The organism is Kitasatospora setae KM-6054, assembly GCF_000269985.1.
Classification (GTDB): domain Bacteria; phylum Actinomycetota; class Actinomycetes; order Streptomycetales; family Streptomycetaceae; genus Kitasatospora; species Kitasatospora setae.
Window position 1 is genome coordinate 6,908,363 of the sequence record NC_016109.1, and the last position, 17,398, is coordinate 6,925,760.

Genomic DNA, 17,398 nt, shown 5'->3' on the forward strand with positions numbered 1-17,398 from the left:
TGACGATGCGGAGGTGACCACCTCCAGCGAAGCCAGCCAGGCAGCCCCGCCGGTCCTCGACCGGCGGCAGCGGAACGTCGTCTTCGGCACCATCATGCTGGGCATGCTGCTGGCCGCCCTCGACCAGACCATCGTCGGCACCGCGCTGCCCACCATCGTGGCCGACCTGGGCGGGGCGTCCCACATGTCCTGGGTGGTGACGTCCTACCTGCTCGCGGAGACCGTCACCACGGCGCTGGTCGGCAAGATGGGCGACCTGTTCGGCCGCAAGGTGGTCTTCCAGGTCTCCGCGATCATCTTCATCACCGGCTCCTTCCTGTGCGGCCTGTCCACCAACATGCTGCTGCTGATCATCTGGCGGGCCGTCCAGGGCATCGGCGCCGGCGGCCTGATGGTCACCTCGATGGCGCTGATCGCCGACGTCATCCCGCTCCGCGAACGCGGCAAGTACCAGGGCGCGATCGGCGCGGTCTTCGGCGTCTCCACGGTGATCGGCCCGCTGCTCGGCGGGCTCTTCACCGACCACCTGTCCTGGCGCTGGGCGTTCTACGTGAACGTGCCGATCGCCGTCCTGGTGGTGATCGCCGCGGCCCGGAACATCCCGGTGGTCAAGTCCGCGTCCCGCCCGGTCATCGACTACCTGGGCATCACGCTGGTCGCGATCGGCGCCAGCGCCCTGATCCTGGCCACCAGTTGGGGCGGCAACGAGTACGCCTGGAACTCGGCCGTGATCATCGGCCTGTTCGCGGCCGGCATCGTCGCGCTCGCCCTGTTCTGCTGGGTGGAGACCCGGGCCGCCGAACCGACCCTGCCGATGCGGCTGTTCCGCAACCAGGTCTTCACGGTCTGCTCGATCCTCAGCTTCATCGTCGGCTTCGCGATGCTCGGCGCGCTGACCTTCCTGCCGACCTTCCTGCAGTACGTCGACGGCGACTCGGCGACCGTCTCCGGCGTCCGCACCCTGCCCATGGTGCTCGGCCTGCTGATCGCCTCGATCTTCTCCGGCAACGTGGTCTCCAAGACCGGCAAGTACCGGATCTTCCCGATCGTCGGCTCGGTGGTGATGGGCGTCGGCCTGTACCTGCTCTCGCTGCTGGACGTCGGCACCAGCGCCTGGCTCGCCAGCCTCTACATGTTCGTGCTCGGCGTCGGCATCGGCCTGTCCATGCAGGTGCTCACCATCGCCGTGCAGAACACCGTCGACTACTCGGACCTGGGCACCGCCACCTCCGGCGTCACCTTCTTCCGCACCCTCGGCTCCTCGTTCGGCACCGCCGTCTTCGGCACCATCTACACCAACGCGCTGAAGACCAACCTGACCGGGGCCGTCACCCGGGCCGCCCAGGCCACCGGCGCCGACCCGCAGCAGCTCGCCGGCGCCGCGCAGAGCCCGCACGGCGTCCACGAACTGCCGCCCGAGCAGGCCGCGCCGATCGTCCAGGCGTACGCCGACTCGCTGCACACCGTCTTCCTGTGGACCGTCCCGGTCGCGCTGGTCGGCTTCGTGGTCGCGCTCTTCCTCAAGCAGGTCAAGCTGCGCGACACCGCCCGGGCCAACTCCTCCGACATGGGCGAAGGCTTCGCCCAGCCGTCCTCCGGCGACTCGGAGCGGCTGCTCGAACTCTCGGTCGCCCGACTGCTCGGCCGGGTCGACCTGGGCACCGCCCGACAGGTCATCCACTCCTCCGGCACCCGGCTGGACGTGGCCGGCGCCTGGGCCGTCATGCAGGTCGAACTGTTCACCCGCACCGTCGGCCACGCCAGCCTCAACCTGATCGCCGCCCGCCGCCGGATCCCCCCGGAGGTCCTGCAGCCGGTGTTCGACCGGATGGCCGCCGAAGGCTTCCTCGACGCCCACAACGGCTTCTACCAGCACACCGAGGCCGGCGAGCGGGAAGCCCGGACGATCACCCGCGCCTGGTCCGAATGGCTCAACCGGCGCCTGGAGGAGGACCGCGGCCGCCCGCGCAGCGCCGAACTGCGCGCCGCCGCCGACACCATCGCCAAGCGCCTCCTCGCCGAGGACCTCGCCGAGGGGATCCCCGAGAAGGGCGGCCTGCTGGCCGGCCGGCGCTGAACCCGCCCGGTCCCGTCCTGTCCCCGTCCCGTCCTGCCCCGTCCCGCATCTTCCGCGCGGGGCGGGGCATCCGGTCTAGGTGCCGCCCATGCTCCTGTACGCCCTCGGGTCCGTCTTCCTGCTGCTGTTCGGCGTCGGCATGCTGCGCGACCGGCGCCGCTTCGGCAACGCCGTCTGCCTCGGGCTGGCCGTCGCGCTGTTCACCCTCGCGCTGCTCGCCACCCTGCACCGGGCCGACTCGGTCGCCGCCGAGGCGCTGCTGATCGTGCTGGTGCTCGTCCCCGCGCTGGGCAGCCTGGTCCTGGCCGGGCTGCTGATCACCAACGGCCTGCGGATGGTCCGCAAGGAGGGCCGCCGGCCCGCCAACCTGCTCGCCCTGCTCTGCGGGCTCGGCATCCTGCTGGTCGTCGCCCTGCTGCTGGCCGCCACCCGGGCCGACTCGCCGACCCTGGTGACGGTCGCCCGCACCGTCTTCGCGGTCGCCTGCTACCTGTCGTTCCTGTTCGCCTGCTTCGTCGGCTACGCCTACCTGTACGGCCGGCTGATCCCCCGCGAGGACGTCGACTACGTGGTGGTGCTCGGCGCCGGCCTGCTCGACGGCAGCCGCGTCCCGCCGCTGCTCGCCAGCCGCCTCGACCGCGGCCGCCGGCTGTACGAGCGGCAGGTCGACCGCGGCCGCTCCCCGCTGCTGCTCGTCTCCGGCGGCAAGGGCGGCGACGAGCAGCTGCCCGAGGCCGACGCGATGGCCGGGTACCTGGTCGAGCGCGGCTTCCCGGCCGACCGGATCGTCCGCGAGGACCGCTCCGCCACCACCGAGGAGAACCTGCGCTTCAGCCACGCGATCATGGCCGCCGCCGACCCCGACTACCGCTGCGTGGTCGTCACCAACAACTTCCACGCCTTCCGCGCCGCCGTGTTCGCCCGCCGCGAGGGCGTCCGCGGGCACGTCGTCGGCTCGCCCACCGCCGCGTACTTCTGGCCCAGCGCGACCATCCGCGAGTTCGTCGCGCTGATCGTCGTCTACCGCTGGGCGAACCTCGCGGTGATCGCCCTGCTGGTGGCGGAGTCGCTGAGCTTCTGAGGAGGTCCCGAGCGCCGGCCGGAGGGCTCAGGAGGGCGGCGGCAGCTCGCGCAGGGCGGCTGCCGCGGCCCCGACCAGGCCGGCGTTCGGGCCCAGGCGGGCCGGGTGGAGGTGGAGGCCGCGGGTGAAGGGGAGCCCGGTGTAGCGGGTGAGGTGGCGGGCGAGGGGGTCGAAGAGCAGCGGGCCGGACCGGGCGACGCCGCCGCCGATCACGACGGCCTGGATCTCGACCAGCGCGGCGGTGCCGGCGATCGCGGCGGCCAGGGCGCGGGCGGCCAGGTCGAAGGCGGCGAGCGCGGCGCCGTCCCCGGTGCGGGCGGCGTCGGCGACGGCGACGGCGGTCGGCGGGCCGGCCCCGGCGGGGCGCCAGCCGGCGGTGCGGGCGTGCCGGACGATCGCGGGGCCGCTGGCCAGGCCCTCCAGGCAGCCGCGGCTGCCGCACGGGCAGGGGTCGCCGTCCCACCGGACGCTCAGGTGGCCGATGTGCCCGGCGTTGCCGCTCGGGCCGGGGTGCACCCGGCCGTCCAGCACCAGGCCGCCGCCGACCCCGGTGGAGACCACCATGCACAGCGCGTCGCGGTACCCGGCGGCGGCGCCCAGCCAGTGCTCGGCCTCGGCGAGCGCCACCCCGTCGCCCAGCAGGCGGACCGGCCGACCGGTCCGTTCCGCGATCCGCCGCACCAGCGGGAAACCGCGCCAGGACGGGATGTTCACCGGGGAGACCGCGCCCGCCACGGTGTCGACCGGCCCCGCGCTGCCCACGCCGACCGCCGCGACGCCCGGCCAGGCCGGGTGCCCGGACAGCTCGTCCAGCACCCGGGCGACGCCCGCGAACACCGCCTCGGCGTCCCCGTCCGCCGCCGTCGGGCACTCGGCGCGGGCCAGCAGCCCGCCGGCGCCGGTGACGATCGCGCCGGCGGTCTTCGTCCCGCCCAGGTCGACGGCGGCCACCAGCGGGGAGGGAGTGCCGGTCATCGTGCGCACCTCCTGACATGTCCGACTCCGGGTGACTTGTCGGACTGGCCAGGCTACTGGAACCCGCAGGTCAGCGGCGGGTCAGCGGCCGGCCGCGGCCAGCACGGCGGCGACCAGCCGGGCCGGGGCGCGCAGCGGGAGGAGGTGGTCGGCGCCCGGGACGCGGAGCAGTTCGCAGCCCAGGCGCTCGGCGGTGCGCTCGGCGCAGTCGACGGTGGGCGGCAGGTCGAGATCGCCGATCAGGACGCGGGCGGGCAGGCCGGCGAGCTCGGGCAGGCGGTCGAAGACCGGCGGGTCGGGCCGCTGGTGCACGCCCTCCAGCGGCCAGGCGGCCGCTGCCGACCGCAGCTGGGCCCGGGCCGCCGGATCGTCGCCGCCCGCCGCCCAGGCGCGCAGCCCGAACGCGGCCGGCCCCTCGACGTCCGCTGCCGCCAGCATCCGGACGAACGCCGGGTCCTGCTCGGGCCCCGGCGGCCACGGGTAGCCCGGGACGCCCGGTCAGGCCAGCACCAGCGAGGCGACCCGCTCCGGCCGCTCCAGGGCCAGGCCGAGGGCCGAGCCGCCGCCCATGCTGCAACCCACCAGGTGGACCGGTTCCGGACCCAGCCGGTCGAGCAGCGCGCGCAGGTCCGCGAGCATCGAGTACGGCCGGTCCGGCTGCGGGGAGCGGCCGTAGCCGCGCACGTCGTACCGGACCAGCCGGAACCGCCCCAGCAGCGCGGGCAGCGCCGCGTCCCAGACCCGGGAGTCGCCGACGCCGGGGTGCAGCAGCACCAGCGGCGGCCCGTCGCCCCCGCTGTCCGCCCACCACACGCTGCCGCCGTCGTCGAGCGCGAGCAGGCCGTCTCGGGGCGGGGGGAGGGTCATGAAGGACAGGGTGTGATCAATTCGGGTGCGGCGCAACCGAATTGGCTGCGGCAGCCAGCGTCTCGGCGGCGACCCGGCCGGCGGCGAGGGCGCGCGGGCCGGTGGCGGGCACGCAGCGGCCGACCTCGGGGGAGAACTCGGCGAGCACCAGGCCCGCGTGGTCGGTCGGCAGTTCGCGGTGGGTGACGGGGTGGCCGTGGGCGAGCAGCGCGGCGTGCAGGGCGCGGGAACGCTCGGCGGGCGCGATCAGGTCCGCGGTGCCGTGCAGCAGGTGGACGGGGACGTCGCCGACGCCAGCAGGTCGGCCCGACCGCCGTCCGGCCCGTCCGGCCGCCAGTCCGGGACGACCACCAGCACACCGAGCGCGGCCGCCGCCCGGGCCAGCGGCGCCAGCACCTCGCGCTCGTCCGCACCCCGGCCGTGCCAGAGCAGCACGGCGGGCAGTGCGGCGGGCAGCGGGCCGGACGCGGAGCCGGCCCGGGGGCGGTGCACGTCGACGGGCCGGCGCTCGGGGCCGTACGCGAGGGTGGTCGTGATGGTCGTGGCGGCGGGGGGCGTGGCGGCGGGGGTCGTGGCCTGGCTCATGGGCGAACGATGCCACGGCGGCCCGGCCGGTCCGCAAGCGAGGTGGGTTCAGAGGCCGAGCGGGGCGAGGCCGCCGACCCGGGTGGCCGTGAGCGAGGCGCGCAGGCGGCGGTAGGCGGGGACGTCGAAGTGGCCGGCCCGGGGGTGCAGGACGGTGGCGGCGGACAGGGCGACGGCGTCGGGGAGGACGGCGGGCCAGCCCGCGTTGCCGGACAGGCCGGCGGCGAGGGCGGCCACCACCGAGTCGCCCGCGCCGGTGGGGTTGCCGGCGACGGCGGCGGGCGGGGCGCAGCGCCAGGCGCCCTGGCGGTCGACGGCGAGCAGGCCGTCCGGGCCGAGCGAGGCGAGGACGGACTCGGCGCCGCGCCGGATCAGCACCCGGGCGGCGTCGCGAGGGTCCGGCAGGCCGGTGGCGGCGGTGAGTTCGACGGCGTTCGGCTTGATCACGGTCGGGCGGGCCGGGAGGGCGGCGAGCAGCGCCGGACCGTCCGCGTCGAGCACCACGGGCAGGTGGAACTGCCTTCCCAGCGCGACGAGTTGGCCGTACCCGTCGGCGGGCGCGCCGGGCGGCAGACTGCCGGCCAGCACCAGGACGGACGCCTGCGGCAGGTGCCGGGCGGTCTCGCCGAGCAGGGCGTCCCACTCGGTGGCGGTCAGCACCGGGCCGGGTTCGTTCAGGGCGGTGGCGTCGGTGCCGTCCGAGACGGTGACGGTCCGCCGGGTGTCACCGCCGATCGGGACCTCGGCGTGATCCAGCCCGGCGGCGGCCAACTCGGCACGGACGCTCTCCCCGGTCGGCCCGCCCAGCGGCAGCACACAGCGGGCGGGCCGACCCAGCGCGCCCAGCACCCGGGCCACGTTGACGCCCTTGCCGCCCGCCTGGGCAGCCACCTCGGCGACCCGGTGGCTGGCGTGCGGACGGAATCCGGGCACGGCGTAGGTGACGTCCAATGCCGGATTCGGCGTGACGGTGAGGATCACGGCGGACGCCCCCCATGGTGTTCGTCGTTTGTCGTTCGCTGCGCCGGGCCGACGGGCCCGACTGACTGGATCTGCGTGATCATATCGGTTTTCGCGCAGCTTCGAGCAGCAATGGGGGATTTGTGAAGGTTCGGACGGGGAGGGAGGGGCACGCGGAGAGGGGCGGGCCCGCATGGCGTGGACGGCGTCCTGGACCTCGACCGAGCGGATGCCGTCCGGGCGGTGGGCCTGCCGCCCACGGCTTCCCCGGGGCAGGCTGGAACCTCCCAACCCGCCGCCCCCTCCAGGCCGTTCAGCCGGGAGGGGGGAGCGGGATCCCCGGCACGCCACCATCCCCGGCAAGGAGAACCAACCCCATGGGCACCACCGACGCGCCGACGCCCCAGCCGTTCGGCCGGATCAAGGTCCGCGTCACCGGCCTGGTCTTCTGCGGCGACGACGTGGCGCTGCTGCGCCGGGACCGGCCCGGCTCCGTGCCCTACACCACCATCGGCGGCAACGTGCGGGACGGCGAGGACTACCGCGACGCCGTCCGGCGCGAACTCGAAGAAGAACTCGGCCTCACGCCCGACCTGGCGGCCGGTGAGCCGGAGCTGATCTGGATCGCGGACGCCCGGATCAGCCGCCCCGGCCCGACCCCGCCGCCGCGCAAGTTCCACCTCGTCTACCGGCTCCACGTCACCCCCGAGGTCCGCGCCCGCCTCGCCATCCGGGAGTTCGACGAACTCCCCGACGGCAGCCACGAGATCGGCGCCATCGAGTGGCACGACTACCGCAAGGTCGGCGGCCTGCCGCTGTTCCCGCCGATCGGCCGGCAGATCGCCGGACTCGCCGGCCCCACCGCCCCGGTGACCCGGTTCGAGCTGGAGCCGATCACCGACCGGAACTACACCTGGATCTGACCGGAGTCCGACCAGCGGTGGCGGACACCCGTGCGGCCGGACGCTCGATGGTGGGGTGCGCGGGGCGGTCGAACTCCGGTCGACGGGTGGGCGAACGTTCGGGGGTGGTGGTTCGCGGGGGAGGGCGGGGCGCTAAGTTGGCTGTACATCTTTTGGGGTTGGCGAGTGGGCGGAAGGGGAGCCGGTGACCCAGGGGGCCGTTCCGGTGGTGGTGTTGGCCGCCGCGTTGCTGCACGCCGTGTGGAACGCGCTGGTGCACGGGGTGCGTGACCGGATGGCCGGGGTGGCGCAGATGAACCTGGTGTTCGTGGCGTTCGGGGCGCTGTTCGCGCTGTTCGTCCCGCTGCCCGGACCGGCCGCGCTGCCCTACCTGCTGGGCTCCGCCGCGCTCCAGACCGGCTACCAGCTGCTGCTGGTCCGGGCGTACGGGCTCGGCGACTTCGGGCAGCTGTACCCGATCGCCCGTGGCACCTCCCCGGCGGTGGTCGCGCTGCTGGCCGCGACCGTCCTGGGCCACCGGATGCCCGCCGGGCAGCTGGCCGCCGTCGCCGTCATCTCGCTCGGCCTGGCCGGTCTCGCACTGGTCGGTGGCATCCCCGGGAGAGACCAACTCCCGGCGATCGGAGCCGCGTTGGGAAACGGCGTGCTGATCGCCGGCTACACCGTGGTGGACGCGGGCGGGGTGCGGGCGGCGAACTCGGCGGCCGGGTACATCGCCTGGATGTTCGTCCTGCAGGGCCTGGCCGTGCTCGCCGCGGTGGCCGCCGTCCGCCGCCGCACCCTGCTGCCCGCGCTGCGCGGGGGCGGTGCGGTCGGCGTCGCGGGCGGCCTGATGTCGCTGACCGCGTACGGGCTGGTGGTCTGGGCGCAGACCGTCGGCGACCTGCCGACCATCGCCGCGCTGCGCGAGACCTCGATCGTGATCGCCGCCCTGATCGGCACCCTGGTGCTGCGCGAACGCCTCGGCGCGCTGCGGCTGGCCGCCAGCGCGACCGTGCTGACCGGCATCGCGCTGCTGGAGTTCGCGCACTGAGCGGGGGCGGGTGGGCGGGCGTGTCCGAGGGCGGGCCGAGGGGTGCTTCTGCCGCCGCATGCCGACGGAGCCCGCGGCGGCGGCCCGACAGCCCCCGCCGGGCGGCACTCTGCTGATATCGCGGACGGTCGGCGAAGCACCGGGGCCGTGTGTGGCGGGGCCTCCCGTGGTCATCGGCCGGGGCAGCCGAGCGACTCCAGTGCTGCGCCCAAGTGGTGTGCTGCGGAGGTGAGTCGGCTGTGCGTCTCGGCAGCGGCGTAGCTGACCCGGACGCGCGGTGCGGGCTCGGCGGTGAAGTAGTTCGGGCCGGGGGAGAGCGCCACGCCGTGCCGCAGCGCGGCGGCGGTGAAGGCGACCGGGTCGAGCTGGGCGGGCAGCGGCAGCCAGAGGTGGAAGCCGCCGCGCGGCAGCCGGGCCGGCAGCAGGGCCGGGGCGCGTTGGGCCAGGGCGGTCGCGAACAGCTGCCGGCGGTCGGCCAACTCCCTCGCCAGTGTGCGCAGATGACGCGGCCAGTCGGTGGCGGTGACCAGTTCCAGGGCGGCCTCCTGGAGCGGGCGCGGGACGAAGAACGAGTCCACCGCCTGGACGGCGCGCAGCCGGGCCAGGGCCGGGCCGCGCGCCACCAGCGCGCCCACCCGCAGACTCGGCGAGGCCGCCTTGGTCAGCGAACGGACGTGCACCACCGTCCCGTTGGGGTCGTCCGCGGCCATCGGCGGCGGCAGCTCGCCCGCGTCGGCGTGCGCCAGCAGCCGGGCGAAGTCGTCCTCGACCACGAACGCGCCCGCCCGCTCGGCCGCCGCCAGGACCGCCCGCCGCCGCTCGGCCGACAGGACGGAACCGGTCGGATTCTGGAACAGCGGCTGGCAGACGAACACCCGCGCCCCCGACGCCGCGAACGCCTCGGCCAGCCGCTCCGGGAGCACCCCGTCCGCGTCCACCGGCACCGGCACCGGACGCAGGCCCGCCGCCCGGGCGATCGCCAACACGCCCGGATAGGTGGGGGATTCGACCAGGACGGGCGCCCCGGGCGGGGCCAGCGAACGCAGCGCGCAGGTCAGCGCGCTCTGCCCGCCCGCCGTGACCAGCACCTCCGCCGCCGTCACCCCGCCGCCCACCTCGCGGGCGAACCAGCCGCGCAGCTCCGGCAGCCCCTCCAACGGCGGCCGTCCCCACGCGCCCGGCCGGCGGGCGGCCCGGGCCAGCGCGCCCGCCAGCGCCCGCTCCGGCAGCAGCGCCGCGTGCGGGTAGCCGCTGTTCAGGTCGACCACCTCCGGTGGGGCCAGCGCGAGCGCCGCCAGCACCCCCGACGCGTCCACCACCCGGGCCGGCGGCGCGCCCGCCTCCGCGCTCAGCGCCACCTCCTGCCAGGAGAAGTCGCCCTGCCGCGCGGGCACCGGCCGCGACTCGGCCCGGAACACGCCCGCGCCCGGCCGGGACACCACCACGCCCTCCGCGACCAGCTCCCGGATCGCCCGGGACACCGAGACCGGGCTGACCCGGTAGTGCTCCACCAGCTCCCTGCTACTGGGGATCCGCTCCCCGGGCGAGTAGCGCAACACGGTGGTGCGCAGCGCGTCGGTCAGCTCCTGCACGCTCATCGCGGGCCCTTCCGGCAGGCGGGCGGCAACTGCTACCGTCCTGTATGTCAGAACACGATAGCGCTACTGGTCTCCGCTCGATAGCGGTCGGCACGGACGAGACGGACCGGACGAGCCGGACGAGCCGGACGAGCCGGTTCGGGGGGCTCGGCGGGTTCGCCGGGTCGGGGGGTACCGCGCAGGCCGCCCTCGGGGTGCTCGCCTTCTCGTTCAGCTTCCCCGCCACCGCCTGGGCCCTGGAGGGCTTCGGCCCCTGGACGGTCACCGGCCTGCGCGGCATCCTCGCCGCCCTGCTGGCCGGGGCCTGCCTGCTCGCCGCCGGCGCCCGCGTCCCGCCCCGCTCGACCTGGCCCGGACTGGCCGCCGTCGCGATCGGCTGCGCGGTCGGCTTCCCGCTGCTCTCCACCCTCGCGCTGCGGCTCTCCTCCACCGCGCACTCCGCCGTGGTGATCGGCCTGCTGCCACTGGCCACCGCCGCCGTCGGCGCGCTCCGCGCCAAGTCCCGCCCGCCGCGCGCCTTCTGGCTGGCCGCGACGGCCGGGGCGGCCGCCGTACTCGCCTTCACCGTCCAGCAGAGCGGCGGCGCGGGGCTGACCACCGCCGACCTGTACCTGTTCGGCGCGCTGCTGGTCTGCGCGTTCGGCTACGCCGAGGGCGGCCGACTGGCCCGCGAACTGCCCGGCTGGCAGGTGATCGGCTGGGGCGTGGTCGCCGCGCTGCCCGTCACCGCGCTCACCGGCGTGCTCGCCCTCACCGTCGAGCCCGTGCACTGGAGTTGGCACGGCGTCACCGGACTCGCCTACCTGGGCGCGGTCTCGCAGTTCGGCGGCTTCGTGGTCTGGTACCGCGGCATGGCCGCCATCGGCGTCCCCCGGGCCAGCCAACTCCAGCTCGCCCAGCCGCTGTTGACGCTCTGCTGGGCGGTGCTGCTGCTCGCCGAGGCGCTGCCGGTCAGCGCCGTGCCGACGGCGCTGGCGGTGGTCGCCTGCATCGCGGTCACCCAGTGGGCCGGCCGGCGGGCCGCCGGGGACGCCGGGTCCGCTACGCGGTGAGGGAGCAGTAGAGGTGCTGGCCGTCCTGCTTGGCGCGGCGGGCCAGCACGCCCAACTGGTGGATCAGACGCATGAGTTCGACGCGTTCGACGCCCTTCATCTCGTCGGTTCGGCCCCACAGGGTGGTGAGCTGGGGGAGGCGCTTGCGGTCGATGCCGGCCAGGGTGTCCCGGGTCTCGTCGGGGAGTTCGACCACCCAGGGGCCGGTCATCCAGGGGTCCTCGAAGTCGACGGCCTTGGCGGGGGCCTCGGGGTGCCAGGGCTGCAGGCCGGTGGGCCAGACGGAGCGGTCGGGTCCGTCCTTGACCGGGGTGCCCTCGCCGCGCAGGGCGACCACCAGGTGGGGGAGGGCGACGGTCGGGTCGACTCCCTTGGTGCGGACGGATTCGAAGGACTCGGCGGCCGGGCGGTCGCCGCGGGCCATCACCTTCTGGACGGCGGCCTGGTCGGCGGCCCGGAAGTAGTCGGTCTGCAGGTCCATGTCGCACGCTCCCCATCGTTCGGCAAGGCAAGGCAAGGCAAGGTAGGGCAAGGCAGGGCAGGGCGCCGCCAGGTGGGCGAAGGCGGTGCACGCAAGAGGGCCAGTGCATCACAGTCGGCGCCGCCGCGGGGGCCCGGTCGCCGTCCTGTGATCTCCCTCGCACCGGCCAAGGGGGCGTTCCGCTCCGGAAGTTCGGGTACTAGCTTTCGGGCGTGAGAACTTCGCCCGCCGCCGGGAACCGTCCGCTGCGCGTCCTGCTGGGGGCGTCCGTGCTGGCCAACACCGGTGACGGGGTGCTGCACCTCGGGCTGCTGCTGGTGGTGGCGCGCCTGACCGGGTCGGTGGACGCCTCGTCGCTGGTGATGGCGGTGACGACGGTGCCGTGGCTGCTGTTCGGGATCCCGGCCGGGATGCTGGCCGACCGGGGGCGGCGGAAGGCGCTGATGGTGTCGGCGGACGGGGCGCGGGCGGTGCTGATCCTCGGGATCGGGGCGGCGGCCTGGGCGGGGGTGCTGTCGCTGCCGCTGCTGCTGGGGTTGGCGTTCCTGGTCGGGGTGGCCGAGACGGTGTTCAACACCAGCGCGGAGACGGTGCTGCCGACGGTCGTCCCGGCGTCCGAACTGACGAGGGCGAACGGGCAGTTGGCCACCACCGTCCGGGTCGCCGGCCAGTTCGTCGCCCCGGCCCTGGCGGGCTGGCTGACCGCGCTGGCCGCCCCGGTGACCTTCCTGGTCGCGGGCGCCGGCTACCTGGGCTCGATGCTGCGGCTGACCGCGCTGCCGCGCGACGCGGGCCTGACCGCGCTGTCGGGTGGCGCGGGGCTGGTCGGGCTGCCGGGCGGCGCGGGCCTGGTCGGGTGGGGAGGGCCGGGCGAACCGGCGGAGCCGGCGGGGCGGGTGCGGGTGTGGACCGGGCTGGCGTTCCTGGCGCGCGGCCGGGTGGTGCGGGTGATCACGCTGGCCGGGGCGCTCACCACGCTCGCCAACACGTCCTTCCTGGCGCTGTTCGTGGTGTACGCGACCAGTGGCCCGCTGCGGCTCGGTGACGCCGGGTACGGGGTGCTGCTCAGCTCGGTCGGGGTCGGCACGGCGGTCGGCTCGCTCACCGCGCACCGCGCCGAGCGGTGGTTCGGCGGCCCGGTGGTGCTGTGCGCGACCCGGCTGGGCTGGGGGCTGGTGTTCGTCGCGCCGGTGTTCCTGCGCGGGGTGCCGCTGTTCGCCGCGATGACGGTGGGCAGCTGCCTGGGCGGCATGTGGGGCGTGCTGACCGTGACGATCCGCCAGCGGCTGACGCCGCCGGAGATCCGTGGCGCGGTCGGCGGCGCCTACCGGGCGGTGATCATGAGCGCGATGCCGGCCGGTGCGGCCGTCGGCCTGCTGCTGCAGCGCCTGCTCGGCACGCCCGGCACCTTCCTGCTGTTCGGTGCCGCGATGGTGGTGCTGGCGGTGCCGGTCTGGCGGGCGGTCACCGCCGAGCGGCTCCCGGCGGTGGAGGCGGAGGCGGAGGTGGAGCGGGCGGGGCGGCTCCCCCGCACAAGGAGTCGCGCCGCCCGCTCCGGTCAGTAGGAGCCGGGGATCCCGGCGTCCTTGCAGGCCTTGGCGATCTGCGGGGTGCAGATCTCCTCGGCCTTGTAGAGGCCGCCGGCGACGACCGTCTCGGCGACCTTGTCCTTGGTGACGACCACCGGGGTGAGCAGCCGGGACGGGATCTCCCGGCCGTCGGACTGGGTGACGGCCGACGCCACCGAGGTGATGTCGATGCCCTTCACCAGGTAGACCGCCATGTTGGCGGCGGCCTCGGTCTCCGGCTGGTACGGCTTGTAGATGGTGTACGCCTGCTCGCCGGTGATGATCCGGCGGATCGCGTCCAGCGAGGCGTCCTGGCCGCCGACCGGCACGTCGGTGCGGCCGGCCTTGTGCAGCGAGTCGATGATCGCGCCGGCCATGCCGTCGTTCGCCGAGTAGACGGCCTGGAAGCCGTTCTTGCCGAGTTTGGCGACGGCCTCGTCCATCTTGGCGCCGGCCACCTCGGGCTTCCACTCGCCGGACTGCTCGTACGCGATCCGCTTGACCTTGCCGTCCAGTGCCCGGTGCGCGCCGGTCTTGAAGTCGGCGGCGTTCGGGTCGGTCTCCGCGCCGTTGATCATCACGATCTCGGCGCCGTCGGCCTTCCGGCCGCCCTTGGCCATCGCCTCCAGCAGTGCCTGGCCCTGGAGTTCGCCGGTGCGCTGGTTGTCGAAGGAGATGTAGGCGACCACGTCGCCGGCGGCCAGCCGGTCGTACGCGATGACCTTGGTGCCCTTCGCCTTGGCGGCCTCCACCCACGGTGCGGTGGCGGCGGCGTTCACCGGGTCGAGCAGGATCACCTTGACCCCGCGCGCGAGCAGTGCGTCGAACTGCTCCTTCTGCAGTTTCTCGTCGCCGTCGGCGTTCGCGTAGTCGAGGGTGCACTTGGTGCACAGCCCGGTGACGGACGCCTCGATCAGCGGCTTGTCGAACGCCTCGTAGCGGGTGGAGGAGGAGCGTTCGGGCAACAGCAGTCCGATGGACTGGTTGCCCGAGGACGACGACGAGGGTTTGTCGTCCCCGCAGGCGGCGAGCGACATCGTCATCGACACGGCGGCCGTGCCGATGACGAGTCGACGCGTCATCGAGTTCATGGTGGGTGGAGCCTCCCTGACAGCGCCGTTGTCCCTACGGCGGAGAAGGGGAGTCAAACCCACCCGACCTTTGTCGTCAAGAAGTAAAGCATTGGTCGGAGGGGGTCGACCAAGTCGTTACCTTCTTGAAGGCTGGATGAGAGTTCGGCGTGGCAGGCGTTCAGCGCTCGCTGCGCGCCACCAGGAACACGCCGCCGACCACCACCGCGCCACCGACCAGGATCGGCCAGGTCAGGGCCTCGGAGAGGAACAGCCAGCCGAGGAAGACCGCCACCACCGGGTTGACGTACGCGTAGGTGGCCACCAGCGGCAGCGGCGCGCGCTGCAACAGCCAGGCGTAAGACGTGAACGCGACAATCGAGCCGAACAGCACCAGGTACGCCAGCCCCGCCCACGACCCGGCCGACACCGCCGCCGGGTCGAACCCGCCCGGCTCGCCCCGGAGGAACGACAGCGCCAGCGCGCCCAGCGCACCCGCCAGCATCTCGTACACGCTCGCCGCGAACGGGTCGGCCGGCATCGGCAGCCGCCCCGCCAGCACCGAACCCAGCGCCCACACCACCGCCGCGACCATCACCAGCAGCAGCCCCGACAGGCCGACCTGGCCGGTCAGCCCCGGCGCGGTCAGCACCACCAGGCCCAGCAGGCCGAGCAGCACACCCGCCAGCGTGCGCCCGCCCGTTCGAGTCCCGAACGCCCGGCGCAGCACCACCACCCACAGCGGCACGCTCGCGACCAGCAGCGCCGCCAGCCCCGACGGCACCGTCCGCTCGGCCAGCACCACCATCCCGTTGCCGCCGACCAGCAGCAGCACCCCCACCAGGAACGCCGAACCGAACTGCGGCCACGTCACCCGCAGCGACCGCCACCCCCGCCGGGCCGCCAGCCCCGCCGCCAGCAGCAGCGCCGCCGCCCCGAACCGCAGCGCGCCCGACAGCAGCGGCGGCATCGTCTCCACCACCACCCGGATCGCCAGATAGGTCGACCCCCACACCACGTACACGATGCCGAGCGCCGCCCACACCGCCGCCCCGAGCCCGGCGGCCGGCTTCCGGGGGACGGCCGCCTGAGCCGGGGCGGCGGTGTGGGCGGGCGCGGCGTCGGCGGGACAGTCGGACCCGGCGTCGGCGGGACAGTCGGACCCGGCGTCGGCGGGGGAGTGCGGAGAGGGCGCGGACATGGGCGTCTCCTGGTCTTGGTCCTGACGGGCGTGTTCGGCGGAATGACACCACACTCCGCCCGCACCCGGCAGGGGGTTTCGCCGGTCGGTACGGGGCGAGCGCGGCGCGCGCGGGCCGCTTGGGCCGCGCGGGGCGCTTGAGCTGCGCCGGGTGCTCACGGCGCCCGGTCCGCTACCGCCGAACGCCGCCCGCCGCACCCCGGGCAGGGCCGACCGGATGAACCGGCGCACCACCGCGACCCCAGCCGCCCCGCCCCGGCCGCCCCGGATGGTAGGCATGGGGGCGGCCGAGGGCAGCCGAACGGAGGACGGCCGCATGGCATGGTTCGCCGCACCCGAGTACCGGCTCGCCCGCGAGCTGTTCCTGCGCCTGCTCGCCCTCGTCTACGGCTGCGGATTCCTCGCCGCCGCCCGCCAGTTCCGCGCCCTGCTCGGCAGCCGCGGCATGCTCCCGATCCCGCGCTTCCTGGCCCGCGTCCCGTTCCGCCGCGCCCCCAGCCTGTTCCACTGGCACTACAGCGACCGCCTGTACGCCGCCGTCGCCCGGACCGGCGCCCTGCTCTCCGCCGCGCTGCTCGCCGGCGCGGCGAACCTGCTCCCGCTCGGCGCCGCGATGGCCGCCTGGGCGCTGCTCTGGGTGCTCTACCTGTCGATCGTCAACACCGGGCAGACCTGGTACGCCTTCGGATGGGAGTCCCTGCTGCTGGAGGCCGGCGCCCTCGCCGTGTTCCTCGGCAACGACCGGACGGCCCCGCCGCTGCTCGGCACCTGGCTGCTGCGCTGGCTGCTGTTCCGGGTCGAGTTCGGCGCCGGACTGATCAAGTGGCGCGGCGACACCTGCTGGCGCGCGCTCACCTGCCTCTACCACCACCACGAGACCCAGCCCATGCCCGGACCGCTCAGCTGGTTCTTCCACCACCTGCCCCGCCCGCTCCACAAGGTCGAGGCCGCCGCCAACCACGTCGTCCAACTGGTCGTCCCCTTCGGCCTGTTCCTCCCGCAGCCGATCGCCTCCGGCGCCGCCCTGCTGATGATCGCCACCCAGCTCTGGCTGATCGCCTCCGGCAACTTCGCCTGGCTGAACTGGCTCACCGTCGCCCTCGCCCTCGGCGTCCTCGACACCGGCACGCTGCGCCGCGTCCTGCCGGTCGGCCCCGACCCGGCGTACGGCCCGGCGTACGGCTCGACGTACGGTCCGCAACCCGGCTGGTACCAGGGCCTGGTGGCCGGGTACGCGCTGCTGGTGCTCGCGCTGTCCTGGCGGCCGCTGCGCAACCTGCTCTCCGCGCACCAGCAGATGAACCGCTCCTGGGACCGCCTCCACCTGGTCAACAGCTACGGCGCGTTCGGCACCGTCAGCCGGGTCCGGTACGAGATCGTCCTCGAAGGCACCCGCGACGTCCACGGCCTGGACGGCTGGCAGGAGTACGAATTCCCCGGCAAACCCGGACCCGTCCGGCGGCTGCCCCGCCAGTTCGCCCCCTACCACCTGCGACTCGACTGGCTGATGTGGTTCGCCGCGATCTCCCCCGCCCACGCCCGCCCCTGGTTCCACCCGCTGCTCGCCCGCCTGCTCGTCAACGACCCCGACACCCTCCGCCTGCTGCGCCGCAACCCCTTCCCCGACACCCCGCCCGCCCTCGTCCGGGCCCGGCTCTACCACTACCGCTTCACCGACGGCCCCGAACTCCGCGCCACCGGCGCCTGGTGGCACCGCCGCCACGTCCGCGACCGGCAACCGCCCGTCGGCCTCGCCGAACTCGGCCGGTACGCGCCCCCCGGCGCGGCGGGACGGCCACGATGAACCCACCCAACTCCCGACCCCCACCCCGGCGGGGCGTACTGTCGGTGCCGCTCCCTACCCTACGGACCGTGCGAACCGCGCGAACCGTGCGGACGGGCCCCGAACCCGGGCCGCGGCCCGGTC

17 protein-coding genes are annotated in these 17,398 nt (G+C 74.9%); 7 read left to right on the forward strand and 10 right to left on the reverse strand.

What is annotated here, in order from left to right; translation table 11 throughout:
* The first annotated feature begins 13 nt into the window (after window positions 1-13).
* Both KSE_RS30385 and KSE_RS30390 read left to right on the forward strand, forming a co-directional pair.
* Window positions 14-2,077, forward strand: a complete 2,064-nt coding sequence (locus KSE_RS30385) for an MDR family MFS transporter (RefSeq protein WP_014139204.1) — start codon at window positions 14-16, stop codon at window positions 2,075-2,077.
* Window positions 2,078-2,165: 88 nt separating this feature from the next.
* Entirely contained in the window at window positions 2,166-3,158 is a 993-nt protein-coding gene (locus KSE_RS30390) for a YdcF family protein (RefSeq protein WP_014139205.1), read from the forward strand.
* 27 nt (window positions 3,159-3,185) lie between these two features.
* Here the strand turns inward: KSE_RS30390 and KSE_RS30395 are convergent, their stop codons facing one another.
* The 6 genes from KSE_RS30395 to KSE_RS30410 form a co-directional block, all read right to left on the reverse strand.
* Window positions 3,186-4,133, reverse strand: coding sequence for an ROK family protein (locus KSE_RS30395; protein WP_014139206.1), 948 nt, complete (start codon window positions 4,131-4,133; stop codon window positions 3,186-3,188).
* A gap of 81 nt (window positions 4,134-4,214) precedes the next feature.
* Complete coding sequence (locus KSE_RS45105; protein WP_014139207.1) at window positions 4,215-4,571, reverse strand: hypothetical protein; 357 nt, start codon at window positions 4,569-4,571, stop codon at window positions 4,215-4,217.
* 60 nt (window positions 4,572-4,631) lie between these two features.
* Window positions 4,632-5,000, reverse strand: a complete 369-nt coding sequence (locus KSE_RS45110) for an alpha/beta fold hydrolase (protein WP_014139208.1) — start codon at window positions 4,998-5,000, stop codon at window positions 4,632-4,634.
* Between the two features lie 16 nt (window positions 5,001-5,016).
* The gene (locus KSE_RS45985) at window positions 5,017-5,148 is read right to left on the reverse strand and encodes a hypothetical protein (RefSeq protein ID WP_014139209.1); all 132 of its coding nucleotides are present in this window, start codon (window positions 5,146-5,148) and stop codon (window positions 5,017-5,019) included.
* Between the two features lie 98 nt (window positions 5,149-5,246).
* Window positions 5,247-5,585: a hypothetical protein gene (locus tag KSE_RS45115; protein WP_014139210.1), complete on the reverse strand. Its 339-nt coding sequence runs from the start codon at window positions 5,583-5,585 to the stop codon at window positions 5,247-5,249.
* Between the two features lie 48 nt (window positions 5,586-5,633).
* On the reverse strand, window positions 5,634-6,566 hold the full coding sequence (locus KSE_RS30410) for a 1-phosphofructokinase family hexose kinase (protein ID WP_014139211.1): 933 nt from the start codon (window positions 6,564-6,566) through the stop codon (window positions 5,634-5,636).
* Window positions 6,567-6,922: 356 nt separating this feature from the next.
* Between KSE_RS30410 and KSE_RS30415 the strand changes: the two genes are divergently transcribed.
* Together KSE_RS30415 and KSE_RS30420 are read left to right on the forward strand one after the other, a co-directional pair.
* Window positions 6,923-7,468 (forward strand): NUDIX hydrolase, encoded by a 546-nt coding sequence (locus KSE_RS30415; RefSeq protein WP_014139212.1) that lies wholly within the window; start codon window positions 6,923-6,925, stop codon window positions 7,466-7,468.
* Window positions 7,469-7,652: 184 nt separating this feature from the next.
* On the forward strand, window positions 7,653-8,501 hold the full coding sequence (locus tag KSE_RS30420; RefSeq protein WP_014139213.1) for a DMT family transporter: 849 nt from the start codon (window positions 7,653-7,655) through the stop codon (window positions 8,499-8,501).
* A 170-nt stretch (window positions 8,502-8,671) separates the two neighbouring features.
* Here the strand turns inward: KSE_RS30420 and KSE_RS30425 are convergent, their stop codons facing one another.
* Window positions 8,672-10,099, reverse strand: coding sequence for an aminotransferase-like domain-containing protein (locus KSE_RS30425; protein ID WP_014139214.1), 1,428 nt, complete (start codon window positions 10,097-10,099; stop codon window positions 8,672-8,674).
* A gap of 44 nt (window positions 10,100-10,143) precedes the next feature.
* Here KSE_RS30425 and KSE_RS30430 point away from each other — a divergent pair, with 44 nt between their 5' ends.
* Window positions 10,144-11,151, forward strand: coding sequence for a DMT family transporter (locus tag KSE_RS30430; protein WP_014139215.1), 1,008 nt, complete (start codon window positions 10,144-10,146; stop codon window positions 11,149-11,151).
* On the opposite strand, the gene KSE_RS30435 is transcribed toward KSE_RS30430, so the two are convergent.
* Entirely contained in the window at window positions 11,141-11,632 is a 492-nt protein-coding gene (locus KSE_RS30435; protein WP_014139216.1) for a hypothetical protein, read from the reverse strand. The genes KSE_RS30430 and KSE_RS30435 overlap by 11 nt on opposite strands.
* Before the next feature lie 212 nt (window positions 11,633-11,844).
* On the opposite strand from KSE_RS30435, the gene KSE_RS30440 reads away from it, so the two are divergent.
* The gene (locus tag KSE_RS30440) at window positions 11,845-13,197 is read left to right on the forward strand and encodes an MFS transporter (RefSeq protein WP_014139217.1); all 1,353 of its coding nucleotides are present in this window, start codon (window positions 11,845-11,847) and stop codon (window positions 13,195-13,197) included.
* Here the strand turns inward: KSE_RS30440 and KSE_RS30445 are convergent.
* Window positions 13,191-14,291: a sugar ABC transporter substrate-binding protein gene (locus tag KSE_RS30445; RefSeq protein ID WP_014139218.1), complete on the reverse strand. Its 1,101-nt coding sequence runs from the start codon at window positions 14,289-14,291 to the stop codon at window positions 13,191-13,193. The two genes, KSE_RS30440 and KSE_RS30445, sit on opposite strands and share 7 nt — an antisense overlap.
* Before the next feature lie 160 nt (window positions 14,292-14,451).
* Window positions 14,452-15,471 carry an EamA family transporter gene (locus tag KSE_RS30450; protein WP_014139219.1) on the reverse strand — a complete coding sequence of 340 codons (1,020 nt, stop codon included), beginning with the start codon at window positions 15,469-15,471 and terminating at the stop codon, window positions 14,452-14,454.
* A gap of 316 nt (window positions 15,472-15,787) precedes the next feature.
* Here KSE_RS30450 and KSE_RS30455 point away from each other — a divergent pair, with 316 nt between their 5' ends.
* On the forward strand, window positions 15,788-17,275 hold the full coding sequence (locus KSE_RS30455) for a lipase maturation factor family protein (RefSeq protein ID WP_014139220.1): 1,488 nt from the start codon (window positions 15,788-15,790) through the stop codon (window positions 17,273-17,275).
* Window positions 17,276-17,398: the final 123 nt, after the last annotated feature.